Source organism: Brevundimonas sp. GW456-12-10-14-LB3 (assembly GCF_059424365.1).
In genome coordinates, this window is sequence record NZ_JBWKZJ010000002.1 from 118,953 (window position 1) to 137,298 (window position 18,346).

At 66.4% G+C, this 18,346-nt stretch carries 15 protein-coding genes; 5 read left to right on the forward strand and 10 right to left on the reverse strand.

The annotated features are described in order from the left end of the window. The first annotated feature begins 93 nt into the window (after positions 1 to 93). The 3 genes from lgt to pgeF are packed head-to-tail and all read left to right on the forward strand — an operon-like array spanning position 94 to position 2,824. Positions 94 to 963, forward strand: a complete 870-nt coding sequence (lgt, locus tag AC07XS_RS01600) for a prolipoprotein diacylglyceryl transferase (RefSeq protein WP_182713261.1) — start codon at positions 94 to 96, stop codon at positions 961 to 963. Next, complete coding sequence (locus tag AC07XS_RS01605) at positions 960 to 2,045, forward strand: class I SAM-dependent methyltransferase (protein WP_152951170.1); 1,086 nt, start codon at positions 960 to 962, stop codon at positions 2,043 to 2,045. The genes lgt and AC07XS_RS01605 overlap by 4 nt, the downstream gene beginning before the upstream one ends. After that, complete coding sequence (gene pgeF / locus AC07XS_RS01610) at positions 2,042 to 2,824, forward strand: peptidoglycan editing factor PgeF (protein ID WP_321207928.1); 783 nt, start codon at positions 2,042 to 2,044, stop codon at positions 2,822 to 2,824. The genes AC07XS_RS01605 and pgeF overlap by 4 nt, the downstream gene beginning before the upstream one ends. Positions 2,825 to 2,875: 51 nt before the next feature. On the opposite strand, the gene lpxC is transcribed toward pgeF, so the two are convergent. The 10 genes from lpxC to murC form a co-directional block, all read right to left on the reverse strand. Continuing rightward, positions 2,876 to 3,775 (reverse strand): UDP-3-O-acyl-N-acetylglucosamine deacetylase, encoded by a 900-nt coding sequence (lpxC, locus tag AC07XS_RS01615; RefSeq protein WP_182713328.1) that lies wholly within the window; start codon positions 3,773 to 3,775, stop codon positions 2,876 to 2,878. 183 nt (positions 3,776 to 3,958) lie between these two features. Further along, positions 3,959 to 5,557 carry a cell division protein FtsZ gene (ftsZ, locus tag AC07XS_RS01620; RefSeq protein ID WP_409612432.1) on the reverse strand — a complete coding sequence of 533 codons (1,599 nt, stop codon included), beginning with the start codon at positions 5,555 to 5,557 and terminating at the stop codon, positions 3,959 to 3,961. A 230-nt stretch (positions 5,558 to 5,787) separates the two neighbouring features. Beyond that, positions 5,788 to 9,276 (reverse strand): TonB-dependent receptor domain-containing protein, encoded by a 3,489-nt coding sequence (locus tag AC07XS_RS01625; protein WP_182713259.1) that lies wholly within the window; start codon positions 9,274 to 9,276, stop codon positions 5,788 to 5,790. Positions 9,277 to 9,551: 275 nt separating this feature from the next. Then, a complete protein-coding gene (gene ftsA, locus AC07XS_RS01630; protein WP_321207926.1) occupies positions 9,552 to 10,880 on the reverse strand; it encodes a cell division protein FtsA in 1,329 nt (442 codons plus the stop codon). Positions 10,881 to 10,907: 27 nt separating this feature from the next. Further along, positions 10,908 to 11,792 carry a cell division protein FtsQ/DivIB gene (locus AC07XS_RS01635; protein WP_182713258.1) on the reverse strand — a complete coding sequence of 295 codons (885 nt, stop codon included), beginning with the start codon at positions 11,790 to 11,792 and terminating at the stop codon, positions 10,908 to 10,910. Then, positions 11,780 to 12,718: a D-alanine--D-alanine ligase gene (locus tag AC07XS_RS01640; RefSeq protein WP_182713257.1), complete on the reverse strand. Its 939-nt coding sequence runs from the start codon at positions 12,716 to 12,718 to the stop codon at positions 11,780 to 11,782. Before AC07XS_RS01640 ends, AC07XS_RS01635 begins: the two co-directional genes overlap by 13 nt. A gap of 87 nt (positions 12,719 to 12,805) precedes the next feature. Continuing rightward, on the reverse strand, positions 12,806 to 13,714 hold the full coding sequence (murB, locus tag AC07XS_RS01645) for a UDP-N-acetylmuramate dehydrogenase (RefSeq protein WP_182713256.1): 909 nt from the start codon (positions 13,712 to 13,714) through the stop codon (positions 12,806 to 12,808). Then, positions 13,711 to 14,106: a type II toxin-antitoxin system VapC family toxin gene (locus AC07XS_RS01650; protein ID WP_182713255.1), complete on the reverse strand. Its 396-nt coding sequence runs from the start codon at positions 14,104 to 14,106 to the stop codon at positions 13,711 to 13,713. Before AC07XS_RS01650 ends, murB begins: the two co-directional genes overlap by 4 nt. Beyond that, positions 14,106 to 14,351: a type II toxin-antitoxin system VapB family antitoxin gene (locus AC07XS_RS01655; RefSeq protein ID WP_182713254.1), complete on the reverse strand. Its 246-nt coding sequence runs from the start codon at positions 14,349 to 14,351 to the stop codon at positions 14,106 to 14,108. The genes AC07XS_RS01650 and AC07XS_RS01655 overlap by 1 nt, the downstream gene beginning before the upstream one ends. A 69-nt stretch (positions 14,352 to 14,420) precedes the next feature. Then, positions 14,421 to 15,833 (reverse strand): UDP-N-acetylmuramate--L-alanine ligase, encoded by a 1,413-nt coding sequence (gene murC, locus AC07XS_RS01660; protein ID WP_182713253.1) that lies wholly within the window; start codon positions 15,831 to 15,833, stop codon positions 14,421 to 14,423. Between the two features lie 189 nt (positions 15,834 to 16,022). Between murC and AC07XS_RS01665 the strand changes: the two genes are divergently transcribed. Beyond that, positions 16,023 to 18,110: a carbon starvation CstA family protein gene (locus AC07XS_RS01665; RefSeq protein ID WP_182713252.1), complete on the forward strand. Its 2,088-nt coding sequence runs from the start codon at positions 16,023 to 16,025 to the stop codon at positions 18,108 to 18,110. Beyond that, positions 18,103 to 18,339 (forward strand): YbdD/YjiX family protein, encoded by a 237-nt coding sequence (locus AC07XS_RS01670; protein WP_224764281.1) that lies wholly within the window; start codon positions 18,103 to 18,105, stop codon positions 18,337 to 18,339. The genes AC07XS_RS01665 and AC07XS_RS01670 overlap by 8 nt, the downstream gene beginning before the upstream one ends. The last annotated feature ends 7 nt before the right edge of the window (positions 18,340 to 18,346 follow it).

Consider the following 18,346-nt stretch of genomic DNA (forward strand, 5'->3'; position numbering starts at 1 on the left):
CATCAAGGCGTCGTGATGCGTCTTCACAGGCGACGTAGGCGGCGACGCTTGCTAAACCGCCCGTCAAGAGAACGGCCAGCACAGGAAATCCCCTTGCCCTTTCCCGAATTCGATCCGGTCCTGATCCATCTCGGACCGCTTCCGATCCGCTGGTACGCCCTGGCCTATGTGGCCGGCATCGTCCTGGGCTGGTGGTACGCCGCCCGACTGATCAAGACCGAACGCCTGTGGGCGCCGGGCAAGCCGCCGATCAGCACGACCCAGCTGGACGATCTGGTGCTGTGGATCGTGCTGGGCATCATCCTGGGCGGCCGCCTGGGCTACGCCCTCTTCTACAAGCCGGTCATGTACGCCCAGCTGTTCACGGGCCAGACCCTGGGCGAACGGTTCGAACTGTTCCAGCTCTGGACCGGCGGGATGAGCTTCCACGGCGGCTTCCTGGGCGTCTGCCTGGCCATCGTCCTCTATTCGCGCGGCCAGAAGATCGACATGCTGCGTCTGGGCGACGTGGTGGCCCCGGTCGTGCCGATCGGCCTGATGTTCGGCCGTCTGGCCAACTTCATCAACGGCGAACTCTGGGGCCGCGAGACGACCGTTCCCTGGGCCATCCGCTTCTGCAACGCCCGTATCCAGCAGATGTACGGCTTCTGCCCCGCCGGCGACGCGCCGCGCCACCCCAGCCAGCTCTATGAGGCCGGTCTGGAGGGGATCGTCCTGCTGTCCATCCTGTCGCTGGGCATCTGGAAGTTCGACCTGCTGAAGAAGCCCGGCTATGTCACCGGCCTGTTCCTCGTCGGCTACGGCGTCTGCCGCGCCGCGCTGGAGAATGTGCGCGAGCCCGACTTCGGCATGCCCGACTTCCCCCTGGGCCTGACCATGGGGATGATGCTGTCCATCCCGATGATCCTGGTCGGCGCCTGGCTGGTTTGGCGCGCCTGGAACCGGCCGCCCGTCGCCGCATGAGCGAAGCCGAGAGCCTGAAGACCCGTCTGGCGCGCGAGATCGCCCTGACAGGGCCGATGACGGTCGCCGACTATGTAACCCGCTGCCTGCATGATCCCAAGGGCGGCTACTACGCCTCGCGCCCGGCCCTCGGAGAGGGCGGCGACTTCATCACCGCCCCCCTGATCAGCCAGATGTTCGGCGAACTGATCGGCCTGTGGGCGGTCGAGACCTGGAACCGGCTGGGCGCGCCCGAGCGGTTCCGTCTGGTCGAGGTCGGGCCGGGCGACGGGACATTGATCAGCGACGCCCTGAGGGCCGCCCGCCTGGTTCCCGGCTTTCTGGAAGCCTGCGACCTGATCCTGATCGAGCCCAGCGGACCTTTGCGTGATCTGCAGGCCAGGGCCCTGGCCGGCGCAGACCTGTCGCCGCGCTGGGTGCGCGACCTGACCCAGATCGAGACCGACGCTCCGGTCGTCCTGATCGCCAACGAGGTGCTGGACTGTATGCCCGCCCGCCAGTTCGTCCGCACCGAGGACGGCTGGGCCGAGCGGCGGATCGGCGTCACCGACGACAACGACCTGATCTTCGGCCTGACCGCGATCACCGGCGGCTTCGAAAAGCCCGGCTTCGACATGACGCCGGGTCAGACTTTCGAGATTTCCGAACAGCAGGCGATCTTCGGCCGCGACCTGGCCCTGCTGATGAAGGCCGCCTCGGGCGCCGCCCTGCTGATCGACTACGGCCGCGCCCGGCCCGAGGCCGGCGATACTCTGCAGGCCCTGCGCCGCCACCAGAAGGTCGATCCGCTGGACAGTCCCGGCGAGGCCGACCTGACCCAGTGGGCCGACTTCCCGCGCGTGCTGGAGGCCGCCGTCCGCGCCGGCGCCGACGTCACCGGCTGCCTGGGACAGGGCGACTTCCTGCGCCGTCTGGGGATCGAAGCCCGCGCGGAACGGTTGAAAGCGGGGCGCCCCGATGCGGCCCCCGTCATCGAGCGCCAACTGCACCGCCTGACCGCCGAGGACCAGATGGGACGCCTGTTCAAGGCCGCCGCAATCTTCTCCCCCCGCTCGCTGATCGTGCCGGGATGGGATCAATGAGCGACCCGATGACCAGCCTGGCCCCCATCACCCATCCGCTGCTGACCGCCGCCGGCTTCGACCACGGCTTCTTCACCCGCGCGGGCGGCGTTTCGACCGGCATATACAAGGGCCTGAACACCGGCGTCGGCTCCAAGGACGACCCGGCCGCCGTGGCCGAGAACCGCCGCCGCGTGGCGGCCCATTTCGGGGCTGACGCCGATCATCTGAACGGCTGCTATCAGATCCATTCGGCCGTCGCCCGGGTCGCCGATGCTCCGTGGCGCGGCGACCGACCCGAGGGCGATGCGGTCGTGTCGGCCGAGCCCGGCCTGCTGTGTTCGGTCCTGACCGCCGACTGCGCGCCCGTTCTGATGGCGGACCCTGAGACCCGGATCGTCGCCGCCGTCCACGCCGGCTGGAAGGGCGCCCTGGGCGGGGTGGTTCATTCCGCCGTCTCGGCCATGGAGGCCCTGGGCGCCGCGCCGCGCCGCATCCTGGCCGTCGTCGGCCCGTGCATCGCCCAGGCCAGCTATGAGGTCGGCGTCGATTTCCAGGAGCGGTTCGTCCACCACGACCCCGGCAGCGAACGCTTCTTCAAGCCCGGCGCGGCGGACGACAAGCGGCTGTTCGACCTGCCCGGCTTCGTCCTGTGGCGTCTGCAACAGGCCAGGGTCGGCCAGGCCGTCTGGACCGGCCACGACACCTGCGCCGACCCGGAGCGCTTCTATTCCAACCGCAGGGCGTTCCAACGCGGAGAGCCGGATTTCGGGCGGTTGATCAGCGTCATCGGGGTCTGACTTATAATCCGCTCACCCTCTCCCTCCCCGTCCGGGGAGGGCGAAAGCGTATCACCCCGCCTGCGCCAATTCCGGCACGCGCGTCACTTCCCGCCACGCATGCGGCGCAGCCAGCAGGGCGCGGACCAGCTTGTTGTTCACCGCGTGGCCGGCCTTGTAGCCCTCGTATCGGCCCAGCAGGGGCGCGCCCAGGACGTAAAGGTCGCCGATGGCGTCCAGCGCCTTGTGCCGCACGAACTCGCGTTCCATGCGCAGGCCGCCGGGGTTCAGAATCTGGTCGCCGTCGATAACCACGGCGTTCTCCAGCGAACCGCCGCGGGCCAGACCCGCCTGACGCAGGGCCTCGACCTCATGGGCGAAGCCGAAGGTGCGGCAGGCCATGATCTCCTGGCGGAAGGTCGCCTCGTCCACGACGAAGTCGATCACCTGATTGCCGATGGCGGCCGAGGGGAAGTCGATTTCGAACCGCATCTCATAGCGGTCGCACGGCAGAAGCGCGGCGTGTTTGTCGCCCTCGACGACATGAACCGTCTCCAGGATCTCGATATAGCGCTGGGGCAGCGCCTGGGGCCGAAAGCCCGCCCGGTCCAGCAGCCGCACGAACTCCAGCGCCGAGCCGTCCAGGATCGGCAACTCCGGCCCGTCCACCTCGACCACGGCGTTCGATACGCCCAGCGCACAGAAGGCCGCCATCAGGTGCTCGATGGTCGACAGGCGCACGCCCTCCACATTCTCGATCATGGTGTTCAGCCGCGCGTCCACGACCGCCTCGCCCGACACGGGGATACGGTTGTCGCGGTCGGTGACGTCCGTGCGCACGAAGACGATCCCCGTCCCCGCAGGCGCAGGCCGCACCGCAAGCCGGACCCGGCGGCCCGTGTGCACGCCAACGCCGGCGATAATCGCCGGTGCGATGAGGGTGCGTTCCTGATGGTCGTTCCGGACCGGCAAAGGCAAACTCGCTTCGTTACCGCCGCAGCCCATGGGGACGGACTGCGGCACAGGCCCGGTCTAACGGTTGGCCGGCAACAGGAAAATGAAAGTCGGGTTTCGGATTGTTTCGTTCTGATACGGACGGAACGAAAAACGCCCCGAAGCCGGGCTTCGGGGCGTGGTGGTCAGTTTTTCCGGCGGTCAGTTGGCGAGACGGCGGAGAAAAGAGGGAATCTCCAGGTCATCGTCAGCCTGGCCCGCTTCCGGCTCCGGCGCCGATTGGGGCTGGGCCGACTGGCGCATTTGCGGCTGGGCGCGGCTGTAGGTCGGCTCGGGCTGCGGCTGGGCGCGCTTGCCCCGACCGAACAGGCTCCAGCCGCTGCGGCGATGGTCGCGGTCGTCATAGTCGTCGGCGGTCGGCTCGGGCGAACGCGCGGCGTAGAGATCGCCCTGGGGTTCGACCGGGGCGCGGCTCGGCTGGGCGGAGGCCGCCGGGGCGCGCGTCTCATACTCCTCGACCCACGGATCCACGATCGGCTCCAGGGTGCGCGGCGCCGGTTCAGCGACGCGGATCACCGGTTCGGGACGGGGTTCGGCCGCAGCCGGGGCCTGAAAGCTGGGGACGACGGGGGCGGCTTCGATACGGGGCTCGGGCCGGGCCTCGACGCGCGGCTCCGGGGCGCGTTCGGCGCGGACCGGCTCGCGATAGGTCTCGCGGGCGGGCTCCGGGGCGGCGCGCGACGTTTGGGCGCCGTACAGGCCGCCGGCCGAGCGGCGGGCGCTGTGATCGGCCAGGGGGGCCGTCGGCGCCGAGGGCTCGGCGCGCTGCACCACGCCCTCGTCCATGCCGGTGGCGACCACCGAGACGCGGATCTTGCCGTCCAGCGCCGGATCGAAGGCGGCGCCGAAGATGATGTTGGCGTCGCCGTCCACCTCGGCGGAAATGGCGTTGGCGGCCTCGTCCACTTCCAGCAGGGTCATGTCCAGACCGCCGGTGATGTTGACCAGCACGGCCTTGGCGCCCTTCAGGCTGGTCTCGTCCAGCAGCGGATTGGCGATGGCGTTCTGGGCGGCCATCAGCGCGCGATCATCGCCCGACGCCTCGCCGGTGCCCATCATCGCCTTGCCCATTTCGGACATGACGGCGCGCACGTCGGCGAAGTCCAGATTGATCAGGCCCGGCAGGATCATCAGGTCGGTGATCGAGCGCACGCCCGAGTGCAGAACCTGGTCGGCCATGCCGAAGGCGTCGGCGAAGGTGGTGCGTTCATTGGCGACGCGGAACAGGTTCTGGTTCGGAATGACGATCAGGGTGTCGACATAGCGTTGCAGCTCGGCGACGCCCGCATCGGCCAGGCGCATCCGGTGGCGGCCTTCGAAGGTGAAGGGCTTGGTCACCACGCCGACCGTCAGAATGCCGCGATCGCGCGCGCATTTGGCGATGACAGGCGCCGCGCCCGTGCCGGTGCCGCCGCCCATGCCGCAGGTGATGAACACCATATGGGCGCCTTCGAGGTGCTGATGGATCTCGTCGGCGGATTCCTCGGCGGCGTTCATGCCGACCTCGGGGTGGGCGCCGGCGCCCAGGCCTTGGGTGATGGTCTCGCCCAGCTGGATGCGCCGGTCGGTCTTGGCGAACGACAGATGCTGGGCGTCGGTGTTGGCCACGACGAACTCGACCCCTTCCAGGCCGGCGTCGATCATATTGTTCACGGCGTTGCCGCCGGCGCCGCCGACGCCGAACACGACGATGCGGGGCTTCAGTTCAGTGTGTTGCGGCTTGACCAATGAGAGCGACATTCTGTTTTCCGACCTTCCGACCCTGCCCCTCGTCCCAAGGCGAACACCCCGCCGAATCACCTTGGTTATGAGCGCGTTAAGGATTGCACCCACGAGGGTTAAGAGATGGTTACGGCGATAATGTGAGTCGGACTCGAGAACAGCACAAAGTGCGAGCTTGGCTGGAGGTTGATGCAAAAAAATGGGGCGGCCTTGTCAGGCCGCCCCCGGAGGTCTTGAAGATTGGCCCCTTACCAGGGCCGATAGTTGAAGCCGATGTTGAAGCGGCGTCCGTAAGGATCGAAGTTCGAGTAGAGCGTCGTGCCCAACCACGGCGCCTGCTCGGCGTTGGTCACATTGGTTACGCCAAAGCGGAGATCAAGATCTTCGCGCATGGCGTATCTGAACTGCAGGTCATGACGAGCGAAGTTTCCGGTGTCGAAATACTCAGCTGGCCGCGAGTCCGGATTGTTGATGGCGTCGCGGCGCTGAACAATGTCCTGAGCCGTCTGCCAATCGACAATCCAGGTCGCCGTGAACTTGTCATTCGGCGAATAGGACAGCGAGGACGTCATCCGAACCCGCGGATAATACAAGGAGCTCGAAAGTTCCGTGAAATCGTTCGGATTGGAGATGTTGTTGAACTGCTTCTGCTCGATCAACCACGTGCCACGCAGGCTGTAGTTGATCCGGCCCAGCGACCAAGGCGTGATGTCGGCCAGGTCAGCCGCATAGTTCACGTTGAAGTCCAGGCCGCGCGTAGTCCGCTTGGCGAAGTTGAACGACGCTTGCAGGAAGTCCGTGATCTTGAAGCGGTCATCGTTAGGCGCAGGCAGATCCACGGCGGAACGCGTAATGACGTCGCAGAAAACGTCGTTCAGTGTCGGGCCGTTGACGCACAGGTTCGCAGACGTTTGGCCCGTAACCGTTGAGAGCAGGTCCTTGATCTCGATCTCGTAATAATCGAGCACCAGGCTCAGACCGGGCGCGATCGGAGGCTGATACACCACCGAGAAGGTGAAGGACTCTGACGTTTCCGGCTTGAGGTTGGTGTTGCCTGCGAGGGCGCCGGAAACGCTCGAGCTATACACCGGCCGGAACGCATTGGTGGCCGTGGGATCGGAGAAATTGAACACTCCACCCAATCCCAGAGACGCCGCTTGGGTCGAGCAGTTCGCAATACGCTGGTTCGCAATGGTGCGGTCAGACAGATTGGCGATCACCTGCGCATCGCAAGGGTCCGTAATGGAAGCGAAGGTTTGGACGCGAGGCCCAAAACGTTCGCTCAGATCGGGCGCGCGGGTCGAGGTGTTGAAGCTCGACTTGAAAGCCAGCTCCGGCACGGGGCGATAAACCAGGTTGATGCCATAGACGTCATCGCCGCCGGTCGTGGTGTAGTCGGAGTAGCGGTACGAACCGCTCAGCTCTGCATAATAACCCAGGAAGCTTTCGCGGAAGAGCGGAACCGCCAACTCAGCAAACACTTCCTTGGTTTCATACTCAGCGCCGGGGGCCCAATCGTCGCCGATGTTGCTCAACAGCCAGCGACCTTCGGCCGTGCGGGTGCGCCCCGTGCCGGTCGTTTCTTGACGGCGGTACTCGGCGCCGAGCGCGACCCCGATCGGGCCGGCGCCCCAGTAGTCACCCACAGTAGCCGAGATCGACGCCACAGCGCTGTCTTGCGTGTTCTTCTCGTCCACCCCCGTCTTGGCGGTGATGTAGTTGATGGCTTCCTGGCTGGCGGCGCCTTCGCCAAAGATGTTGTAAGGCTGGCATTCAGCAACTTCGGGGCTGCTGGCCGTCAACGCGCCAGCCGACCCGGCGGCGGCGCCGGTGTTCTGGTTGGCGATGGTCGCACCGTTGGCCGTCAACAACTTGACCCGGCACACGATCGCATTCGGCGTCCCAAGAACTCCGGCGGTGTCGCGCACGGCGTCCAGAGCGAAGGCGTAGCGAAGACCATCGACCGGGTATTCGGTGTTTTGGTTTTCCACCTCGCCGTGAGTGTAGCCGATATCCCAGCTGATGTCCTTGACGAACCCGAAGCCGTCGTGGGTGCCGTCGGCGCTCACGACAAAGCGGTTTAGTTCGCGAGTGTTTTCTTGGATGCGATCACGAGACCAGGCGGTGTAACGCGCCCAAGGAGCGTTGAACTGTGCGAGAGGCGCGCCGGGGGCCGTCGCCGTGGACGTGCCGTACGGCTGTACGACGTTGCCTTGGATCTGGGCCAGCACATTCGCCGGGAGGAAGGCATTGTCGAGCCGCGACAGAAACGCCGTGGGGCTTGACGTTCTGGCGTTCAGAACCGGCCGTTGCTGCTGCGCAAGCGAATACGAGTTCGTGAAATAGACGTCAGCAAAGGCGGGACCGCCATTTTGCTCCGACTCTTCATAAACATATTTGTATTCTGCGTGAAGGTTGATGTCCGGCGTGAGCTTGAAGTTCAGCCCGGTCTGGTAACGTTGGCTGCGGGACTGAGGGAAGTAGGATTCGCGGTTGAACAGTGCGGGGTTCTCACCGTCCCCGCCGATATGGGTGCCCTGGAAGCGGCCCGTGTTCGCCACCCTGCCGCCGAAATCGGCCAGACGCGCATTGCCGTTCTCGTCAAAGACATAGGTCAGGCCCGGACGAGGATTATAGCAATCCGCCGTCAGAGGACCGTTGGCCGCAAGACAGTTGGAGCCGGTGGCCACATTGGGGACGTTGGGGTTCAGCGTGGGATCGGGCCGCACGCCGTTGGCGATCGTCAGTTGACCGCCACGCAGGATCTGCAGCTGCCGCAGGTCACGATAAAGAACAGCGTCGTAAATACCGTCCGAGGTCAGACCGACAGTGGTCGGATCCGCATCATTGCCGACCAGACCCCAGGCCTTGCCCAACCATTCGATCGATTCCGCATTGACGTCTTCAATGTCTTCGTATTCGCCGAAGCCGTACACATTGAGCCGGTCGTCCAGCAGATTGACGCCGCCGAGGATCGAAATCCTCTTGGTGGTTTCATCCCCCCCCTTGTTTATGATGCCGTAGTTGCCATCGACCTCGAGCCCTTCGAAATCCTTGCGGAGGACGAAGTTCAGGACACCCGAAACAGCGTCGGCGCCGTAAACCGAAGACGCGCCGCCGGTCACGATTTCAATGTTCTGGATCAGAAGACGAGGGATCGTATCAACGTCAACCGCCAGCGAACCGGTCTGAGATCCGACGTGCCGGCGACCGTCCACCAGGGTCAGGGTCCGGCCAGCGCCCAAGCTGCGCAGGTTCGGAAGCGAAAGCCCCAACGCTCCCAGCGCATTACCCGTTGTATCGGAAGGAACCTGCGAATTCGACAGGGCCGGAATGGTGGCCAGATAGTCGATCACCGTCGTCTGACCCGTCTCCAGAAGGGCCTCTCGCGACACCTGAATTAGGGGCGTAGGAGCCGTCGTGGGGTCACGACGAATGCGAGACCCGGTGACGACGATTTCTTCGACATCCGTCGTCGATTCCGATGAGGCGGGTGTCGAGCTCTGCGTTTGGGCGAAAGACGGGGCGGCCGCAGCCAGGACGCCCGCCAAAATTGTCGTGCCAAACAGGATTTTACGAGTGGATCTCATTGAATGAACAGCCCCATGAAAAATCGGGCGGCGATGGGCCGCCACGAACGTGAAGGGTTTGTAACAAGATGGCGGCAGGTATCCATCATTTCGAACACATTCCGAACGTCTTGCCGTCCATATGTAGCGGCAAAGCCACAATTTCACCTTCAGCTCCGCAGCAAATGAGGCTCAAAACCTTCGAATTTTGCTGAATTGGGGAATAATTTTTTGGATATATGCAAGTTTTCGGCTTGTATTACCAAAACCCGACGATATATCGGTTAATAAATCCGCGAAATGTGAAAGATATCTATAAAGCAGCCCGAGATTGATCGCAGCGCCGAAATCGGGGCAAGAAGGTTGCTAGAGGCACCAACCAAGCTTGGTCTCGGCTGCATCAAGCGCCGAGTTTGGGCTGACGGCCGAAAAGCAGGATTATCTTACAGATTATCCCGCAGCCACCCCGCCACACGCCCCACCACATTGCCGCGGTGCACCTTGGGCGCATCCGCAGCGGTGATCTGGCGCGCCATCAGCTTCCTGGCGGACACCGCCTCGCGGGGCCCATAGGCCGCCCGCAACAGCACCCCGGCGGTGGCGCAGAAGGCCGGTCCTGACGCGGCGTCGGCCAAATGTGGCGCCCGTTGGGGTTTTCCAAGGCGGACGGGGCGGTCGAAGACGCGCACGGCCAGTTCGCGCACGCCGTTCAGCTGGCTGGCGCCGCCGGTCAGGACCAGGCCGGCGCCGGGCTCAAGGCCGCCCCCCGCCGCCTTCAGCCGGTCGCGCAGCAGTTCCAGCGTCTCTTCCACGCGCGGGGCGATCACGGTCTTCAGCATGGCGCGCGGCACAATGACCGGGCCGGCCGAGGCGTCTTCGCCGCGCGGCGGCGCCTCCAGCATTTCGCGGTCCTCATTGGCGCTGGCCATGGCCGAACCGTGCAGGGTCTTCAGCCGCTCGGCGCCCGCCTTGGACGTGGACAGACCCCGCGCGATGTCGGAGGTCACATGGTCTCCGCCGACGTTCAGGCTTTCGACATGCAACAGTGATCGCCCGCCCCAGACGGCGGCGCTGGTCGAGCCGCCGCCCATGTCGATACAGACGGCGCCCAGGTCCATCTCGTCCTCTTCCAAGGCGGCGAGCGACGAAACGACGGGGGCAGCGGCCACCCCCTGGAGATCCAGATGCGCCAGTTCCAGACAGTGGCTGAGAGTCGTGAACACATTCTCGGCCATGGAGACGACCAGCAGGTCCAGCCCTAGGGAGCCGCCGCGCATGGCGCGCGGATCGTGAACCCCCCGGGCCCCGTCCACCGACCAGGCGATGGGCAGGACGTGGATCGGCCGGCGGTTAGGCAGACGGATCTGGGCCAGGGCCATGCCGATGGCGCGGGCCAGATCGGCGTCGCCGACGGGATTGGCGCCCAGGGACACCCGGGCCTGGACCCTGTGGCTGGCCATCTGGCCGATGGCGGTGGTGACGACCACGCCCGAGACCGGGCTCTGGGCCGCGCGCTCGGCCCGCTCGACGGCGTGGCCGATGGCCTGGGCCGCCTCATCCATGTTGATGATGGCCCCGCCCTTCACCCCCTTGGACTGGACGTGGCTGGCCCCGGCGACGCGAATGGTGCGGTCGGCGTGGCGCACGCCGTCCGGCTTCATGATGAAACACGAGACCTTGGACTGACCGATGTCCAGGGCGGCGATCACCGGCGCGCGGCCGGCGCGGGGGTCCATCACCCGGCCCTGGTCGTTCGCCGATCCACGCTGCATTCCCGCCATACTCTCCACTGGTCCCTGTTAAGCGTCGGCGGCGGGGCGCACCGCAATTTCGTCCGGCGTTCTCAGATCGACCCGGGCGAAGCCCAGGTCGAGCAGGCGTTCGCGCTGATCCAGCGCATCGAGGCGGATCAGGGCCGCCTCCTGTTCCGTGGCCGGCAGCTGGATCAGGCTGCCGTCCTTCAGGCGCAGATCCCAGCGGCGTTCGTCCACCCGCACCACTGCATCCACCCGGCTCATCAGGCGCGGACGCTGGGCCAGCAGAGGCAGGATTTCGGCGGCGGCCTGATCGGCGCCCTTGCCCACGACCAGCGGCAGGGTGGGATAGCGACGCGCGTCGGCGCCCTTGATCACCTGCCCCCGTGTGTCGATGACCTTGATCTGACCGGCCTCCTGCCAGACGGCGAGGCGGTCGTGCTCCTTGACCTCGATGATCAGGGTGTCGGGCAACAGGCGCACGACGCGCGCGGATTTGACCCAGCCCACGCCCTGCACCCGGTCGCGAATGGCGTCCAGATCCAGACTGGTGATCGGCTGGCCTGAATAAAGACCCAGGGCCTGCTGAATGGCCGGCTCGGCCTCGGCCGAGGCGCCGGTGATGTGGACCCGCTTCAGCGACAGGCCCATGCCGGCCGTCACCCCGTCGATCCCGCGGGAAAGGGACTGGCCGATCCGCTCGGCCCGCGCGCCGGTCGCCAGAACCCCGACCACCAGCAGGGCGCCGGCGCTGAGCGCGATCATGACGGTGCGGGGCGACACATCAATACGGCCGATGGCGGCCATCTTGCCGGGAATGGCGGACGCAGGCTTGGGCGCCCCGCCGCGCGAACGCCCTCCCTTCTTGGGGGCTGCGCCACGCGAGGAAACCGCACTCTGTCGCCGACCGCCGCGAACTACCGCGGGCATGAGGCGTCCTCCACCATCCACCGAACCAGGTCTTCGTAGCTCATTCCGACATGGGCGGCCTGCTCGGGGACGAGCGAGGTCGGCGTCATGCCCGGCTGAGTGTTGACCTCCAGCAGAACCAGATCGTCCTTAACATCGTCATAACGGAAGTCGCTTCTGGACACGCCTTTGCAACCCATGGCGACATGCGCCGCCTCGGCCTGGCGCAGCGCGGCCTCGAAAACGGCTGGCGGCAGGACGGCGGGCAGGACGTGAACCGAACCGCCCGGCGCATATTTGGCCTCGTAGTCATAGAAGCCCTTGGTCGGGGTGATGTCGGTCACGGTCAGGGCGCGCGGTCCGTCCGCATAGCCGATCACGGCGACGGCCAGCTCCTTGCCGGCGATATAGGGCTCGACCATCACCTGTTCGCCATAGGCCCAGCCGGGCTCGCCCACCTCGGCGACGGGCGCATCGCCTTCGCGCACCAGATAGACCCCGACGGACGAGCCCTCGGCGTTCGGCTTGACCACATAGGGCGGTTCGATGACGTGGCGCGCCGCCACCTCATGCCGGTCATACAGACCGCCGCCGGGCGCCTTGACGCCCGCCGCCTTCAACACCGCCTTGGACTTATTCTTGTCCATGGCCAGGGCCGAGGCCAGGACGCCGGAATGGCTGTAAGGTATCCGCAGGGTCTCCAGCACCCCCTGGACGCAGCCGTCCTCGCCCCAGGCGCCGTGCAGGCAGTTCAGCACCACGTCCGGCTTGATCAGGCCCGACAAGACGTTCGCCAGATCGCGCCCCGCATCCACGCGGCTGACGCGCACCCCCTGCCGCTCCAGCGCCTGGGCGCACTGTTCGCCGGAGGTCAGGGACACCTCCCGCTCGGCGGACAGGCCGCCCATCAGGACGGCGACATGAAGGTCTTCGAATGCGCGGGTCATGGGCTCTCCGATTGCGGCCGAGATGTTTAACAGGCCGTCAACCTTGTCGCCCGCGCGAGGTGAAATTTGTGCGTCAAACGCCGGTGATCAGAGGCGACGCCCGATCCGCTTGATCTCCCACTCCAGCTGAACGCCGGTCTTCTTCAGGACGTCCGCCCGCACCGCCTCGCCCAGGCCCTCGATGTCGGCCGCCGTCGCCTCGCCGGGGTTGATCATGAAGTTGGAGTGCAGCTCGCTGAACATGGCCCCTCCCCCGGTCTCCACGTGCAGCTTGCCGCGCCAGCCCGCCTCGTCCACCAGCTTCCAGGACGAGTGACCGGGCGGGTTCTTGAAGGTCGATCCCCCGGTCTTTTCGCGGATCGGCTGGGTGGTTTCGCGGCGGCTGGTGATCTCGTCGATCCGGGCCTGCACCGCCTCGGGCGCGTCCGGCGTTCCGCGATAGACGGCCTCGACCCAGAGGATCTCGGCCGGCGCCCGCGAATGGCGATAGGTGTAGCCGAAATCGGCCAGGGCGTAATCGACCCGCTCGCCCTTGCGGTTCAGCCCCCAGGCCGAGACCAGCACATCCTTGGTCTCCGAGCCATAGCAGCCGGCGTTCATGGTCAGGGCGCCGCCGACCGTACCCGGAATGCCGGCGTAGAATTCCAGCCCGGCGATCCCGGCCTTGGCGCCGGCCTTGGCCACCATGGAGTCCAGCGCCCCGGCGCCGGCCGTGATCGTGTCGCCGTCCGTCGTCACCTGGGCCCAGGGACGCCCCGCCAGGCGGATGACCACCCCCTCGACCCCGCCGTCGCGGACGATGACGTTGGACCCCACGCCCAGAACCGTCACAGGCACGGCCGGATCCAGCGCCTTGAGAAAATCAGCCAGGTCCTCGGCGTCGGCCGGAATGAACAGGGCCTCGGCCGCGCCGCCGACGCGGAACCAGGTGTAGGGGCCGAGCGGCTCATCCCGCAGCAGCTTGCCGCGAACGGGGGGAAGGGGGATCTCGGTCATGCGGCTTCGATGTCGGTCCGGGAAAAGTCGTCGCCCTTGTACAGCAGGGGCGATCGCGCGTGGCGGGCGCAGGCATAGGCGAAACAGTCGCCGAAGTTCAATGCCGCCGGGTGACGGCCCTTGCCGTACCGGGCGTGAGCGCGGATCGCCTCGCGCCGCGCCTCGGCGGGAATGGCGACCACCTCGATATTGAAGGTTTTCAAGAACGCCTCAACGGCGGCTTCGCTGTCGGTGATGTCCAGTTTGAGCCGACGCGCGACCGCGAGGACCGCCTCCCAGACGGCCATGGGCGACGTCGTCCGAACCGGATAGGTTTCAAGGCGCGCATAGAGGAACCGCGCGTCGTCCTCTTCGGTCAGGATGGCCGTAAGCGCCGAAGCGTCCACGAACATCAGTCGTCCTCATAGAGGCTGTCGACCCAAGCCTTGTCCACCGGCTGGCCCTCGGCGGGGTCGCCCCGAGCGATTAGAGCGCGGGTAAAGGCGAGGCCGCGCTCGACAAAGTCGGACGGCGTCTCAACCTCCTCCAACTGACGACGCAGGGCGCGACGCACCACCTCAGTCTTGCTGATGCCTCCGATGCGGCTGAGGCGTTCGGCCATCCGATCGACTTCGGGGTCCTTCACATAAAGGGCCATGGCATCCTCCAAGGATATACCGTCACGCCGAAGTATATACTTTCCAGACCCCGCCGGACAAGCCGGGCGTCAGCCCAGCGCCTCCAGCTGCGCCGGCAGGCCATAGGCCCAGCTGGTGATGTCGCCGGCGCCCAGCAGCACGACCACGTCGCCCGACCGGGCCTCTTCCTTGATCAGGCGCGGCAGGACGGCGGCGTTCTCCAGCGCCTGGACATGGCGGTGGCCGTAGCGACGGATTCCGTCGGTCAGGGCGTGTTTGTCCACCCCCTCGATCGGCTGTTCGCCGGCCGGATAGACGTCGGCGACGATCACGCTGTCGGCGTCCGAGAAACTGGTCGAGAAGTCGTCCATCAGGTCGCGCAGACGGGTGTAGCGGTGCGGCTGGACCACGGCGATGACCCGGCCCTCGCTCACCTGACGGGCCGCCTTCAGCACGGCGGCGATCTCGACCGGGTGGTGGCCATAGTCGTCGACGATCCGGACCCCGTTCACCACGCCCGTCGTCGTGAAACGACGCTTGACGCCGCCGAACCCGGCCAGGCCCTCGCGGATCGCCTCGTCGGATACGTCCAGCTCGCGCGCCACGGCGATGGCGGCCAGGGCGTTGGAGACATTGTGCCAGCCCGCCATCGGCAGGTGCAGATTGTCGATTCGGTGCGTTTCGCCGTTCTGGATCACCACGTCGAACCGGGCGCCGTCCGGCCCCATCTGGCAACCCTCGGCCCGCACCATGGCCTGGGGATTGGTCCCATAGGTCACGAGCCGCCGGTTATCGATCGAGGCGACCAGCTTCTGCACCTCGGGATGATCCAGGCAGACGGCGGCGAAACCGTAGAAGGGGATGTTCTCGACGAAATCGACGAAGGCCTTCCGCACCGCGTCGAAGTCGCCGTAGTGGTCCAGGTGTTCCGGGTCGATATTGGTCACGATGGCGACGGTCGATTTCAGGCGCAGGAAGCTGCCGTCGCTCTCGTCCGCCTCGACCACGATCCAGTCGCCGTCCCCGACCTTGGCGTTGGTGCCATAGGCGTTGATGATGCCGCCGTTGACCACCGTCGGGTCCAGACCGGCCGCGTCCAGCAGGGCCGCGACCATGGAGGTCGTCGTCGTCTTGCCGTGGGTGCCCCCGACCGCGATGGAGAACTGCAGCCGCATCAGCTCGGCCAGCATCTCGGCCCGGCGCACCAGGGGGATGCGACGCTCGCGCGCGGCCTTCATCTCGGGATTGTCGGCCTTGACCGCCGTCGAATAGACCACGGCCGAGACGCCCTCGCCGACATGGGCGGCGTCGTGGCCGATGAAGATCTTGGCCCCCAGCTTCTCCAGCCGTTCGGTGTTGGCGCTGGCCTTGGCGTCCGAGCCCTGAACCGAATAGCCGATCTTCAGCATGATCTCGGCGATGCCGCTCATGCCTATGCCGCCGATGCCGACGAAATGGACGGGACCGAGGTCGAACGGGACGGGGCGAAGGCGAGCGATCATCCGATGCGCTTAGCAATAGATTTGGCGGATTGCACGGGGGGGCGTGTATCCAAGTTTCGAAGCCGCGCGAACGGATCGCGCGCCGGAACGCCGGGCCCTGCCTACGACTTTAGTCGATTGGCCTTCGGCGGGCCTATCGTGCAAACAGGACGCGAAATCGTCAGTCGTCCGGTCGAGTAGGAGTAGGTCGTGGGCAAATTTGGAACCCCTCTGGTATTTGGGGTCATCGCGATCCTGGGGGCCGTCTCGTTGGGCGTCATCGCCCTGCACCAGGGCGAAAGCGTCAGCGCGGTCTGGATGGTGGTCGCCGCCGTCTGCACCTATGCGATCGCCTACCGCTTCTACAGTCGCTACCTGGCCGGCAAGGTCATGCAGTTGCAGCCCTCGCGCCCGACCCCGGCGGTGCGGCGCGACGACGGCCTGGATTATGTGCCGACGCCCCGAAACGTCCTGTTCGGCCACCACTTCGCCGCCATCGCCGGCGCGGGGCCTCTCGTCGGGCCGGTGCTGGCCGCTCAGATGGGCTATCTGCCCGGCGTGCTGTGGATCCTGGTCGGCGCCGTGCTGGCGGGAGCGGTGCAGGACATGATGGTCCTGTTCATGTCCACCCGGCGCGACGGCAAGTCCCTGGGCGACATGATCCGCACCGAAATGGGCAATATCCCCGGCGTCATCGCCCAGGTGGGCGTGCTGATGATCATGGTCATCATCCTGGCCGTCCTGGCCCTGGTGGTGGTCAAGGCCCTGGCCGAGAGCCCGTGGGGAACCTTCACCGTCGCCGCCACCATCCCCATCGCCATCTTCATGGGCCTTTACACCCGCTTCCTGCGGCCGGGCCGCGTGGGCGAGGTGTCGGTCATCGGCGTGGTCCTGCTGATCCTGGCCATCATCGGCGGCGGCCATGTGGCGGCTGACCCGTTCTGGGGCCCGGCCTTCACCCTGACGGGCCCGACCCTGGCCATACTGATGATGGTCTACGGCTTCATCGCCTCGGTCATCCCGGTCTGGCTGCTGCTGGCGCCGCGCGACTATCTGTCGACCTTCCTGAAGATCGGAGCCATCGTCGCCCTGGCCATCGGCATACTGATCGTGCGTCCGCACCTGCAGATGCCCGCGATCACCCCCTTCATCGACGGCACCGGCCCGGTCTTCGCCGGCGCCCTGTTCCCCTTCCTGTTCATCACCATCGCCTGCGGCGCGGTTTCGGGCTTCCACGCCCTGATCTCGTCGGGCACCACGCCCAAGCTGCTGGAGAACGAAGCCCAGATCCCGATGATCGGCTACGGCGCCATGCTGTGCGAAAGCTTCGTCGCCGTGATGGCCCTGATCGCCGCCACGGTTCTGGACCCGGCGGTCTATTTCGCCATGAACAGCCCGGTCGCCGTCATCGGCAAGGACGCGGCCTCGGCCGCCGCCGCCGTGGCCCAGTGGGGCTTCCACATCACCCCCGGGGAGTTGGAGCAACTGGCCCGGGACGTGGGCGAGCATTCGATCCTGTCGCGCGCGGGCGGCGCCCCCACCCTGGCGGTCGGCATGGCCCACATCCTGTCGGGCGTGATCGGCGGCAAGGCCATGATGGCCTTCTGGTACCATTTCGCCATCCTGTTCGAGGCCCTGTTCATCCTGACCACGGTCGACGCCGGCACCCGCGTCTGCCGCTTCATGATCCAGGACCTGCTGGGCGTCGCCGTGCCCAGGATGCGCGAGACCAAGTCCTGGGGCGCCAATGTCGTGGCCACCGCCCTGACCGTCGGCCTGTGGGGCTATTTCCTCTACACCGGCGTCGTCGATCCGCTGGGGGGCATCAACAGCCTGTGGCCCCTGTTCGGCATCGCCAATCAGATGCTGGCCGCCGTCGCCCTGATCCTGGGCACGGTCGTCCTGTTCAAGATGAAGCGCGAGAAGTTCGCCTGGGTCATGGTGGTCCCGGCGACCTGGCTGCTGATCTGCACCCTGACGGCCGGCTTCCAGAAGCTGTTCCACCCGGACGTCCGCATCGGCTTTTTGGCCCACGCCCGGAAGTATCAGGAGGCCCTGGGCGCCGGCGAACTGCTGGCCCCGGCCAAGACCGCCGGCGACATGCACCGGATCATCGTCAACGACTACGTCAACTCCGCCCTGACGGCGGGCTTCCTGTTCGTGGTCGTCACCATGGTGATCTATGGCGTCCTGGCCTGTCGCAAGGCCTATCTGAACAGCCGCCCGACCGTGCGCGAATATCCCGAGGCGCACGATCTGACCCCGGCCGACGATGCGGCGGACGTCGCCCGTGCCTGATCCCTCGGGCCAGGACGATCTGCTGTGCCTGTGCCGCGACGCCGCCGTTCGGTGGGGTCGCGGCGTCCGGCGCACGGCCGGCGCCATGATCGGCCAGCCGGACTATGAGGCCTATGTCCGGCATGCGACCGCGACCCACCCCGACCAGCCGCCTCTGGACAAGATCGCCTTCTTCCGCCTGCACGAGCAGCGCCGTTTTGGCGGCGCCGGCGGCTTCAAATGCTGCTGAGCTGACG